Raw genomic sequence first — 19,145 nt, forward strand, 5'->3', positions numbered from 1 at the left:
GAATCCGTCCATCGACCTGAGCCGATGCGACGGGGTCATGCATGTATTCATGCACTGGCTTTTAACACACTGTTGAGTTCTCAAGAAACGGACGCGTACTCCCCGGTCCTGCGAGAGGCGCACATTCCGTCTGTCGGTAGTCTATCAGATTCGAGTGGTTTTGTCAAACCGCCCGATCCGGTAGATTCCGGACCTACCCCGCTTTGGGGCAACTCCCCTAACTTACCCGAACATTCAGCCTTTGTCCAAACTGAGGTGAACGCAGCCTGAAGCTCGGAGCAGTCAGAGGGAGATCAGGGCCAACCGGCCCCGCGCGGAAAACTCTACCAGCCCGCGCGGGGTCCCAAGACCCAACTTCGGTAAGAAGAGAGCCTTCCCCCAGTCGGGAGGTCTCAAACACCCAAGCCGGCGAGTTGTGCCTCAAGACGTGCGATGTCGGCCTGGGCCTGCTCGGCGCGCCCCCTGACCTTGGCCACCACGTCCTCGGGCGCCTTGGCCATGAACTGCTCGTTGCCCAGCTTGGCCGCCACCTGCGCGGCCTCCTTGCGGGCGGCGGCCAGGTCCTTCTCCAGCCGCTTGCGCTCGGCGGCCACGTCGATGGCCCCGGCCGTGTCGATCTCGACCATCACCTCGCCCACGGCGAGGCGCGCGGTGGCGGAGAATCCGTCGTCCGGCTCCGTCAGCCGCAGCAGGGAGCGGATCGCCACCTCCTGCCCGGCCAGAGCCGTGCCGGCCAGCCCGAGGCGCGCCGCGACCTTCTGCCCCGGCTTCAGCCCCTGGTCGGAGCGGAACCTGCGGACCTCGGTCACGAGCTCCTGCAGCGCCCCGATCTCCTTCTCGGCCTCGGGAGCGACGTAGGTGGACTCCACCACCGGCCAGGGCGCCACCACGACGGACTCGCCGCCCGTGACGGCCCGCCACAGCTCCTCGGTGACGAACGGCACCAGCGGATGCAGCAACCGCAGCAGGGCGTCGAAGACGTGCCCGAGCACGAGTCGGGTGTGCTCCAGCCCCTCACCGAGCTGGATCTTGGCCAGCTCCAGGTACCAGTCGCAGACCTCGTCCCACGCGAAGTGGTAGAGCAGGTCGGACGCCTTGGCGAACTCGAACTCCTCGAAGGCCGCGTCGGCCGAGGAGATGACGCTCTGAAGGCGCGACAGGATCCATCGGTCGGCCGGGGTGAGGTCGAGCCCGTCGAGGGACCCGGTGGTCGCCCCGTTCATGAGCGCGAACCGGGTGGCGTTCCAGATCTTGTTGCAGAAGTTGCGCGAGCCGGCCGCCCACTCCTCGCTGACCGCGACGTCGGCACCGGGGTTGGCGCCGCGCAGCAGCGTGAAGCGGGTGGCGTCGGCGCCGAAGCGCTCGATCCAGTCGAGCGGGTCGACGACGTTGCCGAACGACTTCGACATCTTCTTGCCGTACTGGTCGCGGACCATGCCGTGCAGGGCCACGACGCGGAACGGCGGCTCGCCGTCCATCGCGTACAACCCGAACATCATCATCCGGGCCACCCAGAAGAACAGGATGTCGTAGCCCGTCACCAGCACCGACGTCGGGTAGAAGCGGGCCAGCGCGGGCGTCGCGTCGGGCCAGCCGAGCGTGGAGAACGGCCACAGGCCCGAGGAGAACCACGTGTCGAGCACGTCGGCGTCCTGGGTGTAGCCCTCGGGCGGAGCCTCGTCCGGGCCCACGCACACGACCTCGCCGTCCGGGCCGTACCAGACCGGGATGCGGTGGCCCCACCACAGCTGGCGAGAGATGCACCAGTCGTGCATGTCGTCGACCCAGTCGAAGTAGCGCTTGGCCAGCTCCGGCGGGTGGATGCGGGTGCGTCCGTCGCGCACGGCGTCACCCGCGGCCTTGGCCAGCGGCGCGACGTTGACGAACCACTGCAGCGACAGCCGCGGCTCGACCACGGTCTTGCAGCGCGAGCAGTGGCCGACCGAGTGGACGTACGGCCGCTTCTCCGCGACGATCCGCCCCTCGGCGCGCAGCGCGGCGACGACCGCGGGGCGCGCCTCGAACCGGTCGAGCCCCTGGAACGGCCCGTGGGCCGTGATGACGCCCCGCTCGTCCATGACCGTCAGCGACGGCAGGGAGTGGCGGCGGCCGATCTCGAAGTCGTTGGGGTCGTGGGCCGGGGTGACCTTGACCGCGCCGGTGCCGAACGCGGGGTCGACGTGCTCGTCGGCGACGACCGGGATCATCCGGCCGGTCAGCGGCACCTCCACCATCGTGCCGATGAGGTGCGTGTAGCGCTCGTCGGAGGGGTGGACGGCCACCGCGGTGTCGCCGAGCATCGTCTCGGCCCGGGTGGTGGCGACCACGATCTCGTCGGAGTAGCGGATGGAGACGAGCTCGCCCTCGTCCTCGCTGTGCTCGACCTCGATGTCGGACAGCGCGGTCAGGCAGCGCGGGCACCAGTTGATGATGCGCTCGGCGCGGTAGATGAGGCCGTCGTCGAAGAGCCGCTTGAAGATGCTGTGGACCGCCCGTGACAGCCCCTCGTCCATGGTGAAGCGCTCGCGCTCCCAGTCGACGCCGTCGCCGAGCTTGCGCATCTGGCCGAGGATCCGGCCGCCGGACTCCTCCTTCCACTCCCAGACGCGCTCCACGAACGCCTCGCGTCCGAGGTCGTGGCGGGACAGGCCCTGCTTGGCCAGCTCGCGCTCCACGACGTTCTGGGTGGCGATGCCGGCGTGGTCCATGCCGGGCAGCCACAGCGTCTCGCGGCCCTGCATGCGGGCGCGGCGGGTGAGCGTGTCCTGGATGGAGTGGTCGAGGGCGTGACCGATGTGCAGCACCCCCGTCACGTTGGGCGGCGGGAGGACGATGCTGAACGGCGCGCGCGAGCTGCCGGCGTCGGCGTGGAAGTAGCCTTCGGATACCCACCGCTCGTAGCTGCGGGTCTCGACGTCGGCCGGGGTGTACTGGGTAGGCAGCTCTGGCGTTGTCACAGTGCCCCATTCTAGGGAGGCGGAAAAGGGAGACGCCCCATGGTTGTCCACCATGGGGCGTACGCGGGGCGAGAGCTCGGGCCGGTGGCCCGATGGCTCAGGCCGACTTCTCGCGCGGCGCGCGCTGCTGCTTGGCGGCGAGCTGGTCGCGAGGTACGAGCGTGGGGATGGCGTGCTCCAGCACCGACTCGCGGGTGATGACGACGCGGGCCACGTCCTTGCGGGAGGGCACCTCGTACATCACGGACTGGAGCACCTCCTCCAGGATGGCGCGCAGGCCGCGGGCGCCGGTGCCGCGCAGGATCGCCTGGTCGGCGATGGCCTCCAGCGCGTCGTCGGTGAACTCGAGCTCCACGCCGTCGAGCTCCAGCAGCTTGCGGTACTGCTTGACGAGCGCGTTGCGGGGCTCGGTGAGGATCTGCACGAGCGCCTCGCGGTCGAGGTTGTGCACCGAGGTGATCACCGGCAGACGGCCGACGAACTCGGGGATCATGCCGAACTTGAGGAGGTCCTCCGGCATGACGTCGGAGAAGATGTCGACGGTGTCGATCTCCTCCTTGGAGCGGATGACGGCGTTGAAGCCGATGCCCTTCTTGCCGACCCGCGACTCGATGATCTTTTCCAGGCCCGCGAACGCCCCGCCGCAGATGAACAGGACGTTGGTGGTGTCGATCTGGATGAACTCCTGGTGCGGGTGCTTGCGGCCGCCCTGCGGCGGCACCGAGGCGGTGGTGCCTTCCAGGATCTTCAGCAGCGCCTGCTGGACGCCTTCGCCGGAGACGTCGCGCGTGATCGACGGGTTCTCGCTCTTGCGGGCGATCTTGTCGACCTCGTCGATGTAGATGATGCCGGTCTCGGCCTTCTTGACGTCGTAGTCGGCGGCCTGGATGAGCTTGAGCAGGATGTTCTCGACGTCCTCGCCCACGTAGCCGGCCTCCGTCAGCGCGGTGGCGTCGGCGATGGCGAACGGCACGTTGAGCATCTTGGCCAGCGTCTGCGCGAGCAACGTCTTGCCGGAGCCCGTGGGCCCGAGGAGCAGGATGTTGCTCTTGGCCAGCTCCAGGCCGTCGTCTCTGCCCCGGTCACCGGACTGCACCCGCTTGTAGTGGTTGTAGACCGCCACCGAGAGCGCCTTCTTCGCCTTGTCCTGACCGATGACGTAGGCGTCGAGGAACTCGTAGATCTCCCTCGGCTTGGGCAGGTTGTCCCACTTGAGCTCGGAGGACTCGGAGAGCTCCTCCTCGATGATCTCGTTGCAGAGATCGATGCACTCATCGCAGATGTAGACGCCTGGACCGGCAATGAGCTTCTTGACTTGCTTCTGGCTCTTCCCGCAGAAAGAGCACTTCAGCAGGTCTCCCCCGTCGCCGATGCGTGCCACCCCAGATACTCCTTTGCGTGGGACCGCCCTGCTTCCGCGATCCGTGTCCTCCGGACCCGGTCCGAACCGCTCAGGTTTCGACGTTACCGTCTTCTGGGCCCTCAGTGAGCCCCCTGGCGGCGAGTCGCACCGGAACGTGCCCTCTTGGGCAGCGCCCCGGTGCGTCACATCTCGTCAGGAAGCAACCGCCTGAGCTCGCTTCTTCCGTGACGGGATGATGTCGTCGATCAGACCATACGCCTTTGCCTCGTCCGCGTTGAGAATTTTGTCGCGTTCGATGTCCTTACGGACGTCGGCAGGAGACTTTCCGGAGTGCCTCGCCACGATCTCCTCGAGGAGGGATCGCATGCGAAGGATCTCCCTGGCCTGGATCTCGATGTCGCTTCCCTGGCCGCCGCCCTCGGTGGAGGGCTGGTGGATCAGGACCCGGGCGTTGGGCAGCGCGAAGCGCTTGCCCGGGGTGCCGCCGGCCAGCAGCACGGCCGCCGCGGAGGCGGCCTGGCCGAGGCAGACGGTCTGGATCTCCGGCCGGACGAACTGCATCGTGTCGTAGATCGCCGTCATGGCCGTGAAGGAGCCGCCGGGCGAGTTGATGTAGATGCTGATGTCACGGTCGGGGTCGAGCGACTCCAGCGTCAGCAGCTGGGCCATCACGTCGTTGGCCGACGCGTCGTCGATCTGCACCCCGAGGAAGATGATGCGGTCCTCGAAGAGCTTGTTGTAGGGGTTCATCTCCTTCACGCCGTAGGACGTGCGCTCGACGAACGAGGGGAGGACGTAGCGGCTTTCGATGTTCACTTCAGCTCCCCCTAGGAAACCGGGCCCTGCGAGGGCACTTGCCGGGCGCTGCGCACGACGTGGTCGATGAAGCCGTAGTCCTTGGCCTCGTCGGCCGTGAACCAGCGGTCGCGGTCGGAGTCGGACTCGATCTGCTCCAGCGGCTGACCGGTGTGGAAGGCGATCCGCTCGGCCAGCGTCTTCTTCACGTACAGCATCTGCTCGGCCTGGATGGCGATGTCGGCGGCGGTGCCGCCGATGCCGCCGGACGGCTGGTGCATCATGACGCGGGCGTGCGGAAGGGCGTAGCGCTTGCCCTTGGTGCCGGCGGTGAGCAGGAACTGGCCCATCGAGGCCGCCATGCCCATGACGACGGTGGAGACGTCGTTCGGCACGTACTCCATCATGTCGTAGATCGCCATGCCGGCGCTGACCGAGCCGCCCGGCGAGTTGATGTACAGCGTGATGTCGCGGGTGGGATCGTCCGCGGCGAGCAGGAGCAGCTCGGCGCAGATCCGGTTGGCGATCTCGTCGTTGACCTCCTGGCCGAGCACGATGATGCGCTCGCGCAGCAGGCGCTGGTAAAGCTGGTCCTCAAGCCGGAAGGACGAGCCGTTCTCACGGCCTCGCGACTCAGGCTGATAGAAGGTCGGCGGGCTGGTCACAGCGTCACCTTCCGATGCGTCGTAATCGATTGGCTTTGCTTGTGACCTTAACGCGCGGCGCCCACAGCTCATGCCCGGTCCATGGACTGTTCGCTGACGGCGCAGGTTGGGTCAGGGCCCTCCGGAGACCCTGCGGCGCTCCTCGACGTCCAGCTCATGGTCGAGCTTGCGCATGATGTCGGCGCCGATCACGCCCTTGCGGTAAAGGTGCTGCAATTTATCGCGCTGGGCCCGGATGAGCTCCCTTCGCAGCTCCGTGTGGCGCGACTCGGGGGCCACCTCCTCCCCCTCGCCGCCGTCCGTCTCGCCGAGGATCTCCCTGACCCGGTCGAGGCGGAGTTCGAACAGTTGCCGGAACACCTCGGCCGTACGGTCGTCCACGCGGCCCTCGGAAGCGAGCTCGTCCAGGCGCGCCAGGGCGGCCTCCAGGATCGCCTCGCGGGCCGTGGCGTCCTCCTGGACCTCCTCCTCGGGCTCTCCGACGCCGAGCCGGCGCAGCAGCGGGGCGAGCGTCGTGGCCTGCCCGCCGAGGGTCACCAGGACCACGCAGGCCGCCAGGAAGATCAGCAGGGCCCGGTTGGGGGCGTCCAGCGGGATGGACAGGGCGATGGCCAGCGTGATGGCCCCGCGCATCCCGGCCCAGCCGAGGGCCACGCGCTGGCGCCGTTCGATCGGCCGCCCCACCCGTACGAGAGCCAGGACCAGCGTCGTCCAGGCGAGGCGCAGCACGATCACAACGGCCACGACGACCACGGCGGTCAGGACGAGCTGGGTCCAGGGCCGGTCGCGTACCTCGTGGAACACGTCCATGACCTGCACGCCGAGCAGCACGAACAGGGTCGACTCCAGCAGATGGGACAGCACCCGCCAGAACACCTGGCCGGAGAGCCGGGAGGCGGGCTGGAGCACGCCCTGGGGGCTGATGCCGAGCGTGAAGCCGGTGACGATGGTGGCGAGCACGCCGGACACGTGGAGCTGCTCGGCCGGCAGGTACGCGATGAACGGGGTCAGCAGCGACAGCGTGATCTGGCTTCCGGGGTCGTGGAAGACGCGGCGCACCTTGCCGATGACCCAGGCGACCGCCAGCCCGTACAGGATGCCGCCGCAGACGACGCGCAGCAGCTCGACGACGCCGTCGGTGACCGTGACGGAGCCGGAGAGCCCGGACAGCGCCAGGCCGAACAGGGTGAGGGCGACGCCGTCGTTGAGCAGGCTCTCGCCCTCCAGGATGGTGACGAGGCGTCGGGGGGCGCCGATGCGCTGCAGCACCGAGGTGGCGGCGACGGGGTCGGTGGGGGCGATGGCGGCCCCCAGGGCGAGCGCGGCGGCCCACGGAAGGCCGGGGACGGCCAGCCCGGCGGCGGCCATGACGCACAGGGCCGTGGCGGTGGTGAGGCCGACGGCGAGGACGGTGATGGGGACGGCGTCCTGGCGGCTCTCGCGGGGGGCGGTCAGGAACGCCGCCCGGTAGATCAGCGGCGGCAGGAAGACGTTGAGGACCACCTCGGGCTGCACGTGCAGTCCCCGCATGGCGGGCAGGAGGCCCACCAGGGCGCCGAACGGCACGAGCAGGATCGGTCCCGGCACGTTCAGGCGTTTGGACAGCACGCCGGGAACGAGCAGCGCGACGCCGAAGGCCAGGATCGCGATGAACGGGTGCTCTCCCATGGGCCCTGTTCTGCCCAAGAAAAGCCTTTTTTGCCCAATAAAACGACGAAGCCCCCAAATCACAGGATTTGGGGGCTTCATCGCGTATGCGAGTGTGCAGCGTGCCGCCGCGGGCCTCAGCGTGCGCTGACGTGCCCTCGGTGTGGCGGCTGCGAGCTCTCCGCGCGCGTGCTGCCACGGCCGGAACCGCGCGGCCTCAGACGCGGCCAGGAGCCGTACGGCCTCCGGCATGCCGGGACCGTGCGGCGTCGCTCCTCGGACGCGCGCCGGACGGCGTCAGGCCTGCGGCTTGTCCTCGGTCTCGTCGGCGGCCTCGGCGCTCTCGCCCTCGGCGTCCTCCTCGACGACCGGCTCACCGTTGATCTCGGTGTAGATGGCCTTGAGGTCGACCTCGTTGCCGTCGCTGTCGACGACCTTGGCGGCGTCACCGATCACGGCCTTGGCCTTGTCGCGGACGATCTCGACCATGGCCAGCGTGAGCTGGTCGTTGTCGGCGAGGTGCTGGGCGAGCTGGTTGGGCTGGACGCCCATCTCCATGGCGCGGCGGACGACGAAGTTGGTCAGCTCCTGCTCGGAGACGCCCAGCTCCTCGGCCTTGACGATCTTGTCGAGGACGAAGCCGACCTTGATCGCCTTGCGGGAGTTGGTCTCGAACTCGGTGAAGCGCTCGTCCTCGCTCGTCTGGTAGAGACGGAAGAACGCGTCACGGCTCAGACCGCTCTCGGCGACCTGGTGCTCGAGGTTGTGCTTGCGGGCGTCGACCTCGGCCTTGAGGGCGCTGTCGGGGATCGGGATGTCGATCTGCTCCAGCAGCGCGTCGAGGGCCTTGTCGCGGGCCTGGACGACCTGGTCGATCAGCTTGTTGCGGCGGGACTGCTCGCGGATGCTCTGCTTGAGCTCCTCCAGCGTGTCGAACTCGCTGGCGAGCTGCGCGAACTCGTCGTCGAGCTCGGGCAGGACCTTCTCCTTGACCGACTTGACGTTGATGATGACGTCGGCCTCCTCGCCGGCGTTCTCACCGCCGACGAGCTCGGTGCGGAAGGTCTTCTCCTCGCCCGCGGACATGCCCTCGAGCGCGTCGTCGAGGCCCTGGAGCACCGAGCCGGCGCCGACCTCGTAGGAGACCTCGCTGGCCTGCTGCTCCTCGATGTTCTTGCCGTCGATCTCGGCCCGCAGGTCCATGACGACGAAGTCGCCCCCGGTGGCCGGGCGCTCGACGCCGGTCAGCGTGGCGAAGCGCTGGCGCAGCGCGTCGAGCTGGGCGTCGACGTCGGCGTCGCTGACCTCGGCGGAGTCGACGGTCACCTCGACGCCCTTGTAGTCGGGGACGTCGAAGTTGGGCCGGATGTCGACCTCGGCGGTGAACTCGATCTGCTCACCGTCCTCGATCTTCGTGACCTCGATGTCGGGCTGGCTGACCGGGAACACGTCGACCTCGTCGACGGCCTGGCCGTACAGCTTGGGCACCGCGTCGTTGAGGGTCTCCTCCAGCACGACCGCGCGGCCGAAGCGCTGCTCGATGATGCGAGCGGGGACCTTGCCGGGACGGAACCCGGGGACCCGCACCTGCTGCGCGACCTTCTTGTACGCCGCATCCAGGCTGGGGCGCAGCTCGTCGAACGGCACCTCGACAGTGAGCTTCACCCGAGTCGGGCTGAGCTCCTCGACAGCGGTCTTCACGGGGTGGTCTCCTTGATCAAGCTTCGAGTGATCGCGGGCGCGTCCATTCGGTACGGCTCACGCGCCGCGCCCACATGAGCGGCGCTGAGGCATGCTCCGCCTCGGCGGGATACGAGCGCCGATGGCCAGTCTAGGGCAGGTGCGCACCCGACAGCGACGTGACGGGCCCCGGAACAGGCCTCAGAACTCCTCGGCGATGGTCCGCAGCAAGTCGGCCGTCTCGTCGGGTGTGGTGCTGACCGCGCACAGCCGCTCCATCACCTCGGTGTAGCGGTCGACGTCCTCGCGTTTGTCGAGGTAGAGGGCGCTGGCGAGCTGCTCGACGTACACGACGTCCGGCAGCTCGCGGTCGGGGAAGCGCAGGATGCTGAACGCGCCGCCCTCGGCGCTGTGACCGCCGAAGCTGAACGGCATGATCTGGATCGTGATGTTGGGCTGGCGCATCAGGTCGGCCAGGTGCTCCAGCTGGGCGCGCATCACCTCGGCGCCGCCGATGGGGCGCCGCAGCGCCGCCTCGTCGATGACCGCCCAGAAGACCGGGCCGTCGGGCCGGTCGAGGATGCGCTGGCGTTCGAGCCGCAGGTCGACGCGGCGGGCGATCTCGTCGGGGCCGACGCCGGCCGCTCCGGCGGTGACGACCGCCCGGGCGTACTCCTTGGTCTGCAGCAGGCCGGGCACGAACTGCACCTCGTACGTCCTGATCCGCTCGGCGGCCTCCTCAAGGCCGACGTACGCCTGGAACCAGGTGGGCAGGACGTCGTTGAAGCGGTGCCACCAGCCGGGCTCGTTCGCCTTGGTCACCAGGTCGAGGACGGCGGCGCGGGCCTCGGCGTCCGTCACGCCGTACAGGGTGAGCAGGTCGGCGACGTCGCGTTCCTTGAACCCGACGCGGCCCAGCTCCATGCGGCTGATCTTGGACTCGGAACCCCTGATCAGATGACCCGCCTCTTCGCGGGTCACGCCCTTCGCCTCCCTGAGCCGGCGTAGTTGGGAGCCCAGGAGAATGCGCAGCGCCGTAGGGCCGGAACCCGGCTGGTTCTGCGTCACTCTGCCTCCTATCAAGGTCCGCACACACAGTGACACCACATCGACGGGTATGACAAGGTCCCAACCTGGTGTCCGATTCGGATACCCCTACCAGTAACCGCTCATGCTGTTGCACATTGCACATGCACGTGCATTTGGGTCTTGCAGGTTCCCGGATCCGTAACCCATGATGGTCTAGTGCATTTTGGCCAGACATGCACCAAATCGAGGGCTGCGGGAGGTATCGGCGGGATGGTGGAGGATTCCTTGGCCACTGCCGATTGCCTGCAGATAACCCGCGAGGTGGGCTTCGACAGCCTGCTGACGGCCGGCAAGCCGTACACGACCTCGTGTCCCCTCCCCTTCCAGGCCGACTCGGTGAAGACCGCGCGCGACGTCACCCGTTCGACGCTGCGGAACTGGGGGCTGTCCGAGCTGAGCGACGACGCGGCGCTGGTGGTGTCGGAGCTGGTGACGAACGCGGTCAGGTACGCGATGTACTCCAGCGCGCCGCAGGGCATCCAGCTGTTGCTGATGAGGGTGGCGCCGCACGTGCTGCTGGCTGTGGCGGACCCGAGCGACGAGGTGCCGACGCCCAAGGAGCCCGACTTCGTCTCGGAGAACGGGCGGGGGCTCTACATCGTGGAGACCTACAGCCAGTGCTGGGGCTGGGACCCGCTGGCGCGGGGCGGCAAGGCCGTCTGGGCGCTGTTTCGCGCCGACTCCTGAATCGCGGGGTCTGCTCACCCCTGAAAGCTTCGGGGTCGCCCCCTCAAGAGGGGGCCATGGGCCCCTCGGGGGTTGCCTCGTACGCGGCAAAGTCGGGGCGACAGGATTTGAACCTGCGACTTCTTGCTCCCAAAGCAAGCGCGCTACCAAGCTGCGCCACGCCCCGTTCGCGCCGGGTACGCACACGCTCCGGGACTCCGGTACGCTTACGCCCTGACGACCGGTTGAAGTCTAGACCAGACCACGACCGGTTCGTGCGGACGTAGCTCAATGGTAGAGCCCTAGTCTTCCAAACTAGCTACGCGGGTTCGATTCCCGTCGTCCGCTCTCAGCGCGAAAGGCCAGGTCACCGGGCATCCGGGGCCTGGCCTTCCGCTTTCTCCGCGCCTCGCGACAGCGGGACGATCTTTCCGAACGTTTGATCGGCGCGGGGCGGGGGCGCGTAGGCTCGGGGCGATGCGTGTGCGACCGATCTCGCCGGAGGCGCTGGCGGAGGAGCTGGCCGAGCGGATCGACGGCCTCCCGCGCGGGCGCCGGGTGCGGGTGCTGCTCGACGGGGCCCCGCCGAGCGAGCCGGGACGGCTGGCCGACGCGCTCGTCGCGCCGCTCAGGGTGCGCGGCCGGGCGGTGGTGCGGGTGTCCGCCGGCGACTTCCTGCGGCCCGCGTCGCTGCGGCTCGAGTACGGCAGGACCGATCCCGACGTGTTCTACGACGACTGGCTCGACATCGGGGCGCTGGTCCGGGAGGTGCTGGGGCCGCTGGAGCCGGGCGGCACGGGCAAGGTGCTGCCGGCGCTGTGGGACAGCCGGGCCGACCGTGCGTACCGCCTGCCGTACGAGAGCCTGCCCGAGGGCGGGGTGCTGCTGCTCGACGGGACGCTGCTGCTGGGGCGGGGGCTGCCGGCCGAGCTGAGCGTCCATCTGTGGTTGTCGGAGGCGGCGCTGGCGCGCGGCATCGGCGAGGACGAGCGGTGGCGGCTGCCCGCCTACGCGCGCTACGAGCGCGAGGCGCGGCCCCGGGAGAGCGCCGACGTCGTCGTCCGGGCGGACCGCCCCGGACGGCCCGCGATCGAGGACCCCGGCTGAGGAGGGACACACCGGGACCGGCACGGCGCGTGGCCTGGTACGACGGGCCGCACCGGCGCAGACTGGAGGGGTGATCCCGAGCCACTGGTACAACATCGTGCCGGACCTGCCCGCGCCGCCTCCGCCGCCGCTGCATCCGGCGACCCGGCGGCCCGTGGGTCCCGGCGATCTCGCGCCGCTGTTCCCGATGGAGCTGATCGGCCAGGAGGTGAGCGGCGAGCGGTTCGTCGCCGTCCCCCAGGAGGTGCTGGACGTCTACCGGCTGTGGCGGCCGACACCGCTGCTGCGGGCGCGCCGGCTGGAGAAGTCGCTCGGCACCCCGGCCCGGATCTACTACAAGTACGAGGGCGGCTCCCCCGCCGGGTCGCACAAGCCGAACACCGCCGTGCCGCAGGCGTACTACAACGCCCGCGAGGGCGTGCGGAAGCTGACCACCGAGACCGGCGCCGGCCAGTGGGGCAGCGCGTTGGCGTTCGCGTGCGCGCAGTTCGGGCTGGAGTGCGAGGTCTGGATGGTGCGGGCCTCCTACGACCAGAAGCCGTACCGCCGCTCGCTCATGCGGGTGTACGGCGCGACGGTGCACCCCAGCCCGTCGACCGTCACCAAGGCGGGGGCGAGGGTACTGGCCGACGCGCCCGGCTCGACCGGCAGCCTGGGCATCGCGATCAGCGAGGCGGTCGAGGTGGCCGGTTCGGGCGAGGACGTCAGGTACGCGCTCGGCTCGGTGCTCAACCACGTGCTGCTGCACCAGACGGTGATCGGGGAGGAGGCGCTGCGGCAGCTCGACGGCGAGACGCCCGACGTGATCATCGGCTGCACCGGCGGCGGCTCCAACTTCGCGGGGCTGGTGTTCCCGTTCCTGCGGGAGAAGCTGGCCGGCCGCATCGACCCGGTGATCCGGGCCGTCGAACCGGCCGCCTGCCCGTCGTTCACGCGCGGCGTGTACGCCTACGACTTCGGCGACACCGCCGGGTTCACCCCGCTGCTCAAGATGCACACGCTGGGCCACGACTTCGTGCCGGACCCGATCCACGCGGGCGGCCTGCGCTATCACGGCATGTCGCCGCTGCTGTCTCACATGTACGAGCTGGGCATGTTCGAGGCGGTCAGCAAGTCGCAGATCGAGTGCTTCGAAGCCGGTGTCCGCTTCGCCCGTACCGAGGGGATCGTCCCCGCGCCCGAGCCGACGCACGCGCTGGCGGAGACCATCGCCGAGGCGCTGCGCTGCAAGGAGAGCGGCCAGGCGAAGGTGATCCTCACGGCGCTGTGCGGTCACGGCCATTTCGACCTCGCCGCCTACGACCGTTATCTGGCGGGGGCGATGGAGGACTTCGCGTTGCCGCAGGAGCGCATCGACGAGGCGCTGGCCCGCCTTCCCGGCTGACGGGGCCCGTGCGGCCCACCAGCCGGGCGGGCGTCAGCGTGCCGTGGGGCGCTTGCCGTGGTTGGCCTTCTTCTTCTTGCGTCCCTTGCTCTTGCGTGCGCGCTTGGCCATGCGGGCCTCCTCGTGCCGGGGCGGTGTGCGCGTGCGTCTCCAACGTCTCCCGGCGCCGCTCGCGGCACAAGAGTGAGGCTGGTCAACATTCCCCAACACCGCCATGTCATAATTTGGTGGAATCTGTTGGAAGGAGCGGGCGTGCTCGCACAGCAGCGGCAGCAGACGATCCTGGAGCGCGTGCGCAGCAGCGGCGGCGTCCGGGTGGCCGACCTCGTGCGCGAGCTCGGCGTCTCCGACATGACGATCCGCCGCGACCTGGAGGTCCTCGCCGAGCGCGGCCTGCTGGCCAAGGTCCACGGCGGCGCGACGGCCCTCGACCAGGGCTCCACGGAGGAGCCTGGCTTCACCGCCAAGTCGGCCCGCCAGCAGCAGGAGAAGGAGGCCATCGCGCGCGCCGCGGCCGAGCTCGTACGGCCGGGCACCGCGGTGGCGCTGTCGGCGGGCACCACGACGTGGGCGCTGGCCCACCATCTGACGGGCGTGCCGGAGCTGACGGTCATCACGAACTCGGTGCCCGTGGCCGACGTCTTCCACCGCACCCCGCGTCCCGACCGCACGGTCGTGCTCACCGGGGGCGTGCGCACCCCGTCCGACGCGCTGGTGGGGCCGGTCGCGGTGGCCGCGATCCGCAGGCTGCACGTGGACACGCTGTTCCTCGGGGTGCACGGCATGAGCGTGCGGGCGGGGTTCACCACGCCGAACCTGCTGGAGGCGGAGACCGACAGGGAGCTGGTGGCCGCGGCGCACCGGCTGGTGGTCCCCGCCGACCACACGAAGTGGAACACGGTCGGCATCAGCACGATCGCCGAGCTGGCCGAGGCCGACGTCGTCATCACCGACGCGGGGCTGCCCGAGGACGCACGTAACGAACTGGCCGAACGGGCCGGGCAACTGATCATCGCTGAGGGGTAGCCGTGAAGCGCACCATCACCCAACTGGCCGACGGCCGGGAGCTGATCTACTTCGACCGGAGGGACGACGCCGACCGGAGCGCGATCGACCGCCGGCCGCTCGATCCGCGTCCGGTGGCGTCCGAGCTGCGTTACGACCCGCTGACCGAGGAGTGGATCGCGGTCGCGGGGCACCGGCAGACGCGCACGTTCATGCCGCCGGCGGACGAGTGCCCGCTGTGCCCGTCCTCGGACACGCGAGCCTCGGAGATCCCGGCGCACGACTACGACGTGGTGGTCTTCGAGAACCGCTTCCCCTCGTTCTCCATGAATCTCGGGACATATCGGGATGTGGGGGGTCTGAGCGAGGTTCGTCCGGGCGTGGGGAGGTGTGAGGTGGTGTGCTTCACCTCGGAGCACTCCTCGTCGTTCTCCCGGCTGTCCGACGCGCAGGTCGAGCTGGTGATGGAGGCCTGGGCCGACCGCACGGCGGAGCTGTCCGCGATCGACGGCGTGGAGCAGGTCTTCTGCTTCGAGAACCGCGGCGAGGAGATCGGCATCACGCTGACCCACCCGCACGGCCAGATCTACGCCTACCCGTACGTCACGCCCCGCACGCGGCTCCAGCTCGGCGCCGCCGCGCGGCACGCGGCCCGGCACGGAGGCAACCTGTTCGCGGACGTGCTGGCGGCCGAGCGCGCCGCCGGGACGCGGGTGGTGGCCGCCAACGAGCTGTGGACGGCGTTCGTGCCGGCCGCGGCGCGCTGGCCGTACGAGGTGCACGTCTACCCGCACCGGCAGGTCCCGGACCTCGCCGCGCTGACACAGGAGGAGCGCGCCGCCTTCGCGCCGCTCTACACCTCGGTTCTGCGGGCGCTCGACGGGATGTTCGGCGTCGCCATGCCGTACGTCTCGGCCTGGCACCAGGCTCCGGTACGGCAGGAGCGCGAGCTGGGGTACCTGCATCTGGAGCTGTTCAGCATCCGGCGGGCGCCGGGCAAGCTGAAGTACCTGGCGGGGTCGGAGTCGGCGATGGGCGCGTTCGTCAACGACGTGCTGCCCGAGGAGGCGGCGCGCCTGCTCCGATCACAGGTAGATCACTGATTGATCTCCGCTTGGAGTCGCATTACTGCGTTTTTACCACTAGCATCCCTTTTGTCCCGGTCGTCGCGGCCGGGACACGCCTAATCCCGGGCGCGTCGCCCGGAAGCCGGGGACCCACCGTACCTGGGGTGAATCCACGTCCGTGGTAGGGACCTCCCATCCCGAACCCGTCAGCTAACCCGGTCGGCAGAGGGAGAGGAATCCTCAGTGGCGCCCGCGTCCCCCACGCGCTTTGCCATCAATTTCGTCATCGGCCTCGTGATCGCCACCGTCGCCTTCGGCGCGGCCACCGCGACCGCGGCCCCCAAGCCCAGCGAGGCCGAGCTGCGCGCCGAGCTGAAGGAACTGAACGACAAGGTCGACAAGCTCATCGAGAGCTACAACCTCAAGCGGGTCGAGCTGGCCGAGGCCCAGCAGGCCGCCGAGACGGCCGGCAAGCGGCTGTCCGCCGCCGAGCAGGCGGTCACCTCGGCGGAGACCCGGGTCGCCCAGATCGCCCAGATGCGCTACCAGAGCGGCGACCCGGCCGTGCTCGGCTTCGCGTTCCCCGGCAACGCCACCGGCGCGGCCGTCGTGGAGCAGATGATCGCCGAGCAGCAGGCGGTCGTGCGGAACGTCGCCAAGGCCCGCGACGAGAAGAGGAAGGCGGCCGAGGAGGCCACCGCGCTGGCCGCCCGCATCCGCACCGAGACGGCGGACGTGGCCAAGCGGCGCGACGAGGCCCAGGACGTCATCGACGCCATCGAGAAGAAGCTCAAGGACCTCGTCCCGGTCAGCACCGGCCGCCGCTCCGACGGCACCTGGGCGCCCCAGCTGCCCTCGGGGTCCGACAACATCACGCCCCGCACCCGGGCGATGCGCGAGCTGATCGAGAAGAACTTCTCCCTGCCGTTCACCGTCGGCTGCTTCCGCTCGGGGGCGAGCGGCGAGCACCCGCTGGGCCGGGCGTGCGACTTCATGATGAGCACGGGCGGCACCATGCCCAGCGCGGCCAACAAGGCCCTCGGCGACCGCGTCGCCGCCTGGGCGCTGGAGAACAGGGCCAAGCTCGGGGTGAAGTACGTGATCTGGCAGCAGCGCATCAACATGGGCTCCGGCTGGAGGGCCATGTCGGACCGCGGCAGCATCACCGAGAACCACTTCGACCACGTGCACATCTCGATGAACTGAACCACCCGGCCGTACCCGCGGCCGCCGGTGACCGGACCCATGGCGGACGAGCCCGGCCGATCCATCGTGATCGGCCGGGCTCGGCGCTCGTCGGGTGGAGAAGGGTCAGGCGAGGTCGAACCGGTCGAGTTCCATGACCTTGGTCCAGGCCGCGACGAAGTCGGTCACGAACTTCTCGCGGGCGTCCTGGCTGGCGTAGACCTCCGCGAGGGCTCGCAGCTGGGAGTTGGAGCCGAAGATGAGGTCGACCGCGGTAGCGGTCCACTTCACCTCATCGGTGGCCACGTCACGGATCTCGTACACGTGCTCCTCGGAGTCCGACGCCTTCCACCGGGTGCCCGGCGAGAGCAGGTTGGTGAAGAAGTCGTTGGTCAGCACGCCGGGCCGGTCGGTGAGGACGCCGTGCTTGGTGCCGCCGACGTTGGCCCCGAGGGAACGCAGGCCGCCGATCAGGACGGTCATCTCCGGCGGGGTCAGGTTGAGCATGTAGGCACGATCGACGAGCAGCACCTCCGGCTGGGTCTTCTCGCCGGAACGCAGGTAGTTGCGGAACCCGTCGGCCCGCGGCTCGAGCACCCGGAAGGACTCGACGTCGGTCTGCTCCTGAGTGGCGTCGGTGCGGCCCGGGCGGAACGGCACCGTCACCGCCACGCCGGCCTCGCCCGCCGCCTTCTCGACGGCGGCCGAGCCGGCCAGCACGATCAGGTCGGCGAGCGAGATCTTCGCGCCGCCGGCCTCGTTGAACTCGCGCTGGATGCTCTCGAGCGTGTCCAGGACCGGCGCGAGCTGCTCGGGCTGGTTGACCTCCCAGCCGCGCTGCGGCTCGAGACGGATCCGGGCGCCGTTGGCGCCGCCGCGCTTGTCGGTGGACCGGAAGCTCGCGGCGGAGGCCCAGGCGGTGGAGACCAGCTGAGCGGTCGTGAGGCCGGACTCCAGGACCTTCGCCTTGAGAGAGGCGACGTCGGCGTCACCCACGAGTTCGTGGTCGACGGCCGGCACCGGGTCCTGCCACAGCTGGGGCTCGGCGACCCACGGCCCGAGGAAGCGGCTGACCGGACCCATGTCGCGGTGCAGCAGCTTGTACCAGGCCTTGGCGAAGGCCAACGCGAACTCGTCGGGGTTCTCCATGAAGCGGAGAGAGATCTTCTGGTACGTCGGGTCGACGCGCAGCGACAAGTCGGTCGTGAGCATCGTCGGCTTGTGCTTCTTCGACGGGTCGTGGGCGTCCGGGATGATCGCCTCGGCGTCCTTCGCGACCCACTGCTTGGCGCCGCCGGGGCTCGTGGTGAGCTCCCACTCGTAGCCGAAGAGGATCTCGAAGAACCGGCTGCTCCACTGCGTCGGCCGATCGGTCCACGTCACCTCGAGACCGCTGGTGATCGTGTCAGCGCCCTTGCCGGTGCCGTATCTGCTCAGCCAGCCCAGCCCCTGCGCCTCCAGCGGCGCGGCCTCGGGCTCCGGCCCCACATGGTCGTCCGCGATGCCGGCGCCGTGGGTCTTGCCGAACGTGTGCCCGCCGGCGATGAGAGCGACGGTCTCCTCGTCGTTCATCGCCATCCGTCCGAAGGTCTCGCGGATGAAATGCGCCGCCGCGGCCGGGTCCGCGTTGCCGCGGGGCCCCTCCGGGTTGACGTAGATGAGACCCATCTCGGTCGCGCCGAAGTTCGGCGCCATCTCCTTGTCGGTGACGTAGCGCTCGTCACCGAGCCAGGCGTCCTCCGGCCCCCAGAAGATCTCCTCCGGCTCCCAGACGTCCTCGCGGCCGAAGCCGAATCCGAAGGTCTCGAAACCCATCGACTCCAGGGCGACGTTGCCGGCCAGCACGAGCAGGTCGGCCCACGAGATCTTCTGACCGTACTTCTGCTTGACCGGCCACAGCAGCCGGCGGGCCTTGTCGAGGTTGGCGTTGTCGGGCCAGCTGTTCAGCGGGGCGAAACGCTGGGCGCCGTCGCCGGCCCCGCCGCGACCGTCGTGGATCCGATAGGTGCCCGCGGCGTGCCAGCTCATCCGGATCATGAGTCCGCCGTAGTGGCCGAAGTCGGCCGGCCACCAGTCCTGCGAGGTGGTGAGCACCTCGATGATGTCCTGCTTGAGTGCCTCGACGTCGAGCTTCTCGAACTCCTTGGCGTAGCTGAAGCCCTCCGCCAGCGGGTTGCCCTTCGACGAGTGCGCGCGCAACACCGAGAGGTCGAGCTGGTTGGGCCACCAGTCGCGGTTCGTGCGCGGACGAACGCCGGTCTTCGGAGTCGGCGAGTCGATGGCCGGGTTCTCGCTCTCGCTGCCATGCGCGGTCACCGAGTCATCGGCGACCGGGCAGCCGCCCGCCGCCTTCTGGTCCACGCCCTGCGCGCTGGCGGGGCCGTTGTTCTGAGTGTCGCTCATCTGCTTCCTCCGAACTGCCGGATCACTGGGCAATGCGTCTAGTCGACGTCCGCGATGGCACCGCACGGCGGCACACGACATGGGGGTGGTTGTCCCTCACCCGCGACTCGTACCGTGTCGTCGCCGGCGTGC

14 protein-coding genes, 2 tRNA genes and 1 riboswitch are annotated in these 19,145 nt (G+C 69.4%); of the genes, 7 read left to right on the forward strand and 9 right to left on the reverse strand.

Features of this window, described 5'->3' with window-relative positions; translation table 11 throughout:
• Nucleotides 1–392 precede the first annotated feature (392 nt).
• From AB0H81_RS16515 to AB0H81_RS16545, 7 genes are all read right to left on the reverse strand, one after another.
• On the reverse strand, nt 393–3,011 hold the full coding sequence (locus AB0H81_RS16515) for a valine--tRNA ligase (protein ID WP_358375023.1): 2,619 nt from the start codon (nt 3,009–3,011) through the stop codon (nt 393–395).
• 43 nt (nt 3,012–3,054) lie between these two features.
• The gene (gene clpX, locus AB0H81_RS16520; RefSeq protein WP_175593312.1) at nt 3,055–4,338 is read right to left on the reverse strand and encodes an ATP-dependent Clp protease ATP-binding subunit ClpX; all 1,284 of its coding nucleotides are present in this window, start codon (nt 4,336–4,338) and stop codon (nt 3,055–3,057) included.
• 174 nt (nt 4,339–4,512) lie between these two features.
• Entirely contained in the window at nt 4,513–5,136 is a 624-nt protein-coding gene (locus AB0H81_RS16525) for an ATP-dependent Clp protease proteolytic subunit (protein ID WP_358375026.1), read from the reverse strand.
• A gap of 11 nt (nt 5,137–5,147) precedes the next feature.
• A complete protein-coding gene (locus AB0H81_RS16530; RefSeq protein ID WP_175593314.1) occupies nt 5,148–5,780 on the reverse strand; it encodes an ATP-dependent Clp protease proteolytic subunit in 633 nt (210 codons plus the stop codon).
• 111 nt (nt 5,781–5,891) lie between these two features.
• A complete protein-coding gene (locus tag AB0H81_RS16535; protein WP_358375029.1) occupies nt 5,892–7,448 on the reverse strand; it encodes a Na+/H+ antiporter in 1,557 nt (518 codons plus the stop codon).
• Nucleotides 7,449–7,724: 276 nt separating this feature from the next.
• Complete coding sequence (gene tig, locus AB0H81_RS16540; RefSeq protein ID WP_358375032.1) at nt 7,725–9,128, reverse strand: trigger factor; 1,404 nt, start codon at nt 9,126–9,128, stop codon at nt 7,725–7,727.
• A gap of 180 nt (nt 9,129–9,308) precedes the next feature.
• A complete protein-coding gene (locus AB0H81_RS16545; protein WP_358375035.1) occupies nt 9,309–10,175 on the reverse strand; it encodes a helix-turn-helix transcriptional regulator in 867 nt (288 codons plus the stop codon).
• Between the two features lie 246 nt (nt 10,176–10,421).
• Between AB0H81_RS16545 and AB0H81_RS16550 the strand changes: the two genes are divergently transcribed.
• A complete protein-coding gene (locus tag AB0H81_RS16550; protein WP_358375038.1) occupies nt 10,422–10,883 on the forward strand; it encodes an ATP-binding protein in 462 nt (153 codons plus the stop codon).
• A 92-nt stretch (nt 10,884–10,975) separates the two neighbouring features.
• Here the strand turns inward: AB0H81_RS16550 and AB0H81_RS16555 are convergent.
• Nucleotides 10,976–11,049: transfer RNA gene (locus AB0H81_RS16555), tRNA-Pro, on the reverse strand.
• A 90-nt stretch (nt 11,050–11,139) separates the two neighbouring features.
• Between AB0H81_RS16555 and AB0H81_RS16560 the strand changes: the two genes are divergently transcribed.
• The 6 genes from AB0H81_RS16560 to AB0H81_RS16585 all read left to right on the forward strand — a co-directional run bounded on the left by AB0H81_RS16560 (nt 11,140) and on the right by AB0H81_RS16585 (nt 16,631).
• Nucleotides 11,140–11,210: transfer RNA gene (locus tag AB0H81_RS16560), tRNA-Gly, on the forward strand.
• A 129-nt stretch (nt 11,211–11,339) separates the two neighbouring features.
• Nucleotides 11,340–11,969, forward strand: coding sequence for a uridine kinase (locus tag AB0H81_RS16565; RefSeq protein WP_358375041.1), 630 nt, complete (start codon nt 11,340–11,342; stop codon nt 11,967–11,969).
• A gap of 70 nt (nt 11,970–12,039) precedes the next feature.
• Nucleotides 12,040–13,353 carry a TrpB-like pyridoxal phosphate-dependent enzyme gene (locus AB0H81_RS16570; RefSeq protein WP_358375044.1) on the forward strand — a complete coding sequence of 438 codons (1,314 nt, stop codon included), beginning with the start codon at nt 12,040–12,042 and terminating at the stop codon, nt 13,351–13,353.
• A gap of 252 nt (nt 13,354–13,605) precedes the next feature.
• The gene (locus tag AB0H81_RS16575; RefSeq protein WP_358375047.1) at nt 13,606–14,379 is read left to right on the forward strand and encodes a DeoR/GlpR family DNA-binding transcription regulator; all 774 of its coding nucleotides are present in this window, start codon (nt 13,606–13,608) and stop codon (nt 14,377–14,379) included.
• 2 nt (nt 14,380–14,381) lie between these two features.
• Nucleotides 14,382–15,461 carry a galactose-1-phosphate uridylyltransferase gene (gene galT, locus AB0H81_RS16580; protein ID WP_358375049.1) on the forward strand — a complete coding sequence of 360 codons (1,080 nt, stop codon included), beginning with the start codon at nt 14,382–14,384 and terminating at the stop codon, nt 15,459–15,461.
• Between the two features lie 67 nt (nt 15,462–15,528).
• A riboswitch (cyclic di-AMP (ydaO/yuaA leader) is annotated at nt 15,529–15,664 on the forward strand.
• A 55-nt stretch (nt 15,665–15,719) separates the two neighbouring features.
• Complete coding sequence (locus AB0H81_RS16585) at nt 15,720–16,631, forward strand: hypothetical protein (RefSeq protein ID WP_358375052.1); 912 nt, start codon at nt 15,720–15,722, stop codon at nt 16,629–16,631.
• A 105-nt stretch (nt 16,632–16,736) separates the two neighbouring features.
• On the opposite strand, the gene katG is transcribed toward AB0H81_RS16585, so the two are convergent.
• Nucleotides 16,737–19,013 carry a catalase/peroxidase HPI gene (gene katG, locus AB0H81_RS16590; RefSeq protein ID WP_358375055.1) on the reverse strand — a complete coding sequence of 759 codons (2,277 nt, stop codon included), beginning with the start codon at nt 19,011–19,013 and terminating at the stop codon, nt 16,737–16,739.
• Nucleotides 19,014–19,145: the final 132 nt, after the last annotated feature.

This window comes from Nonomuraea sp. NPDC050691 (assembly GCF_040654455.1).
Classification (GTDB): domain Bacteria; phylum Actinomycetota; class Actinomycetes; order Streptosporangiales; family Streptosporangiaceae; genus Nonomuraea.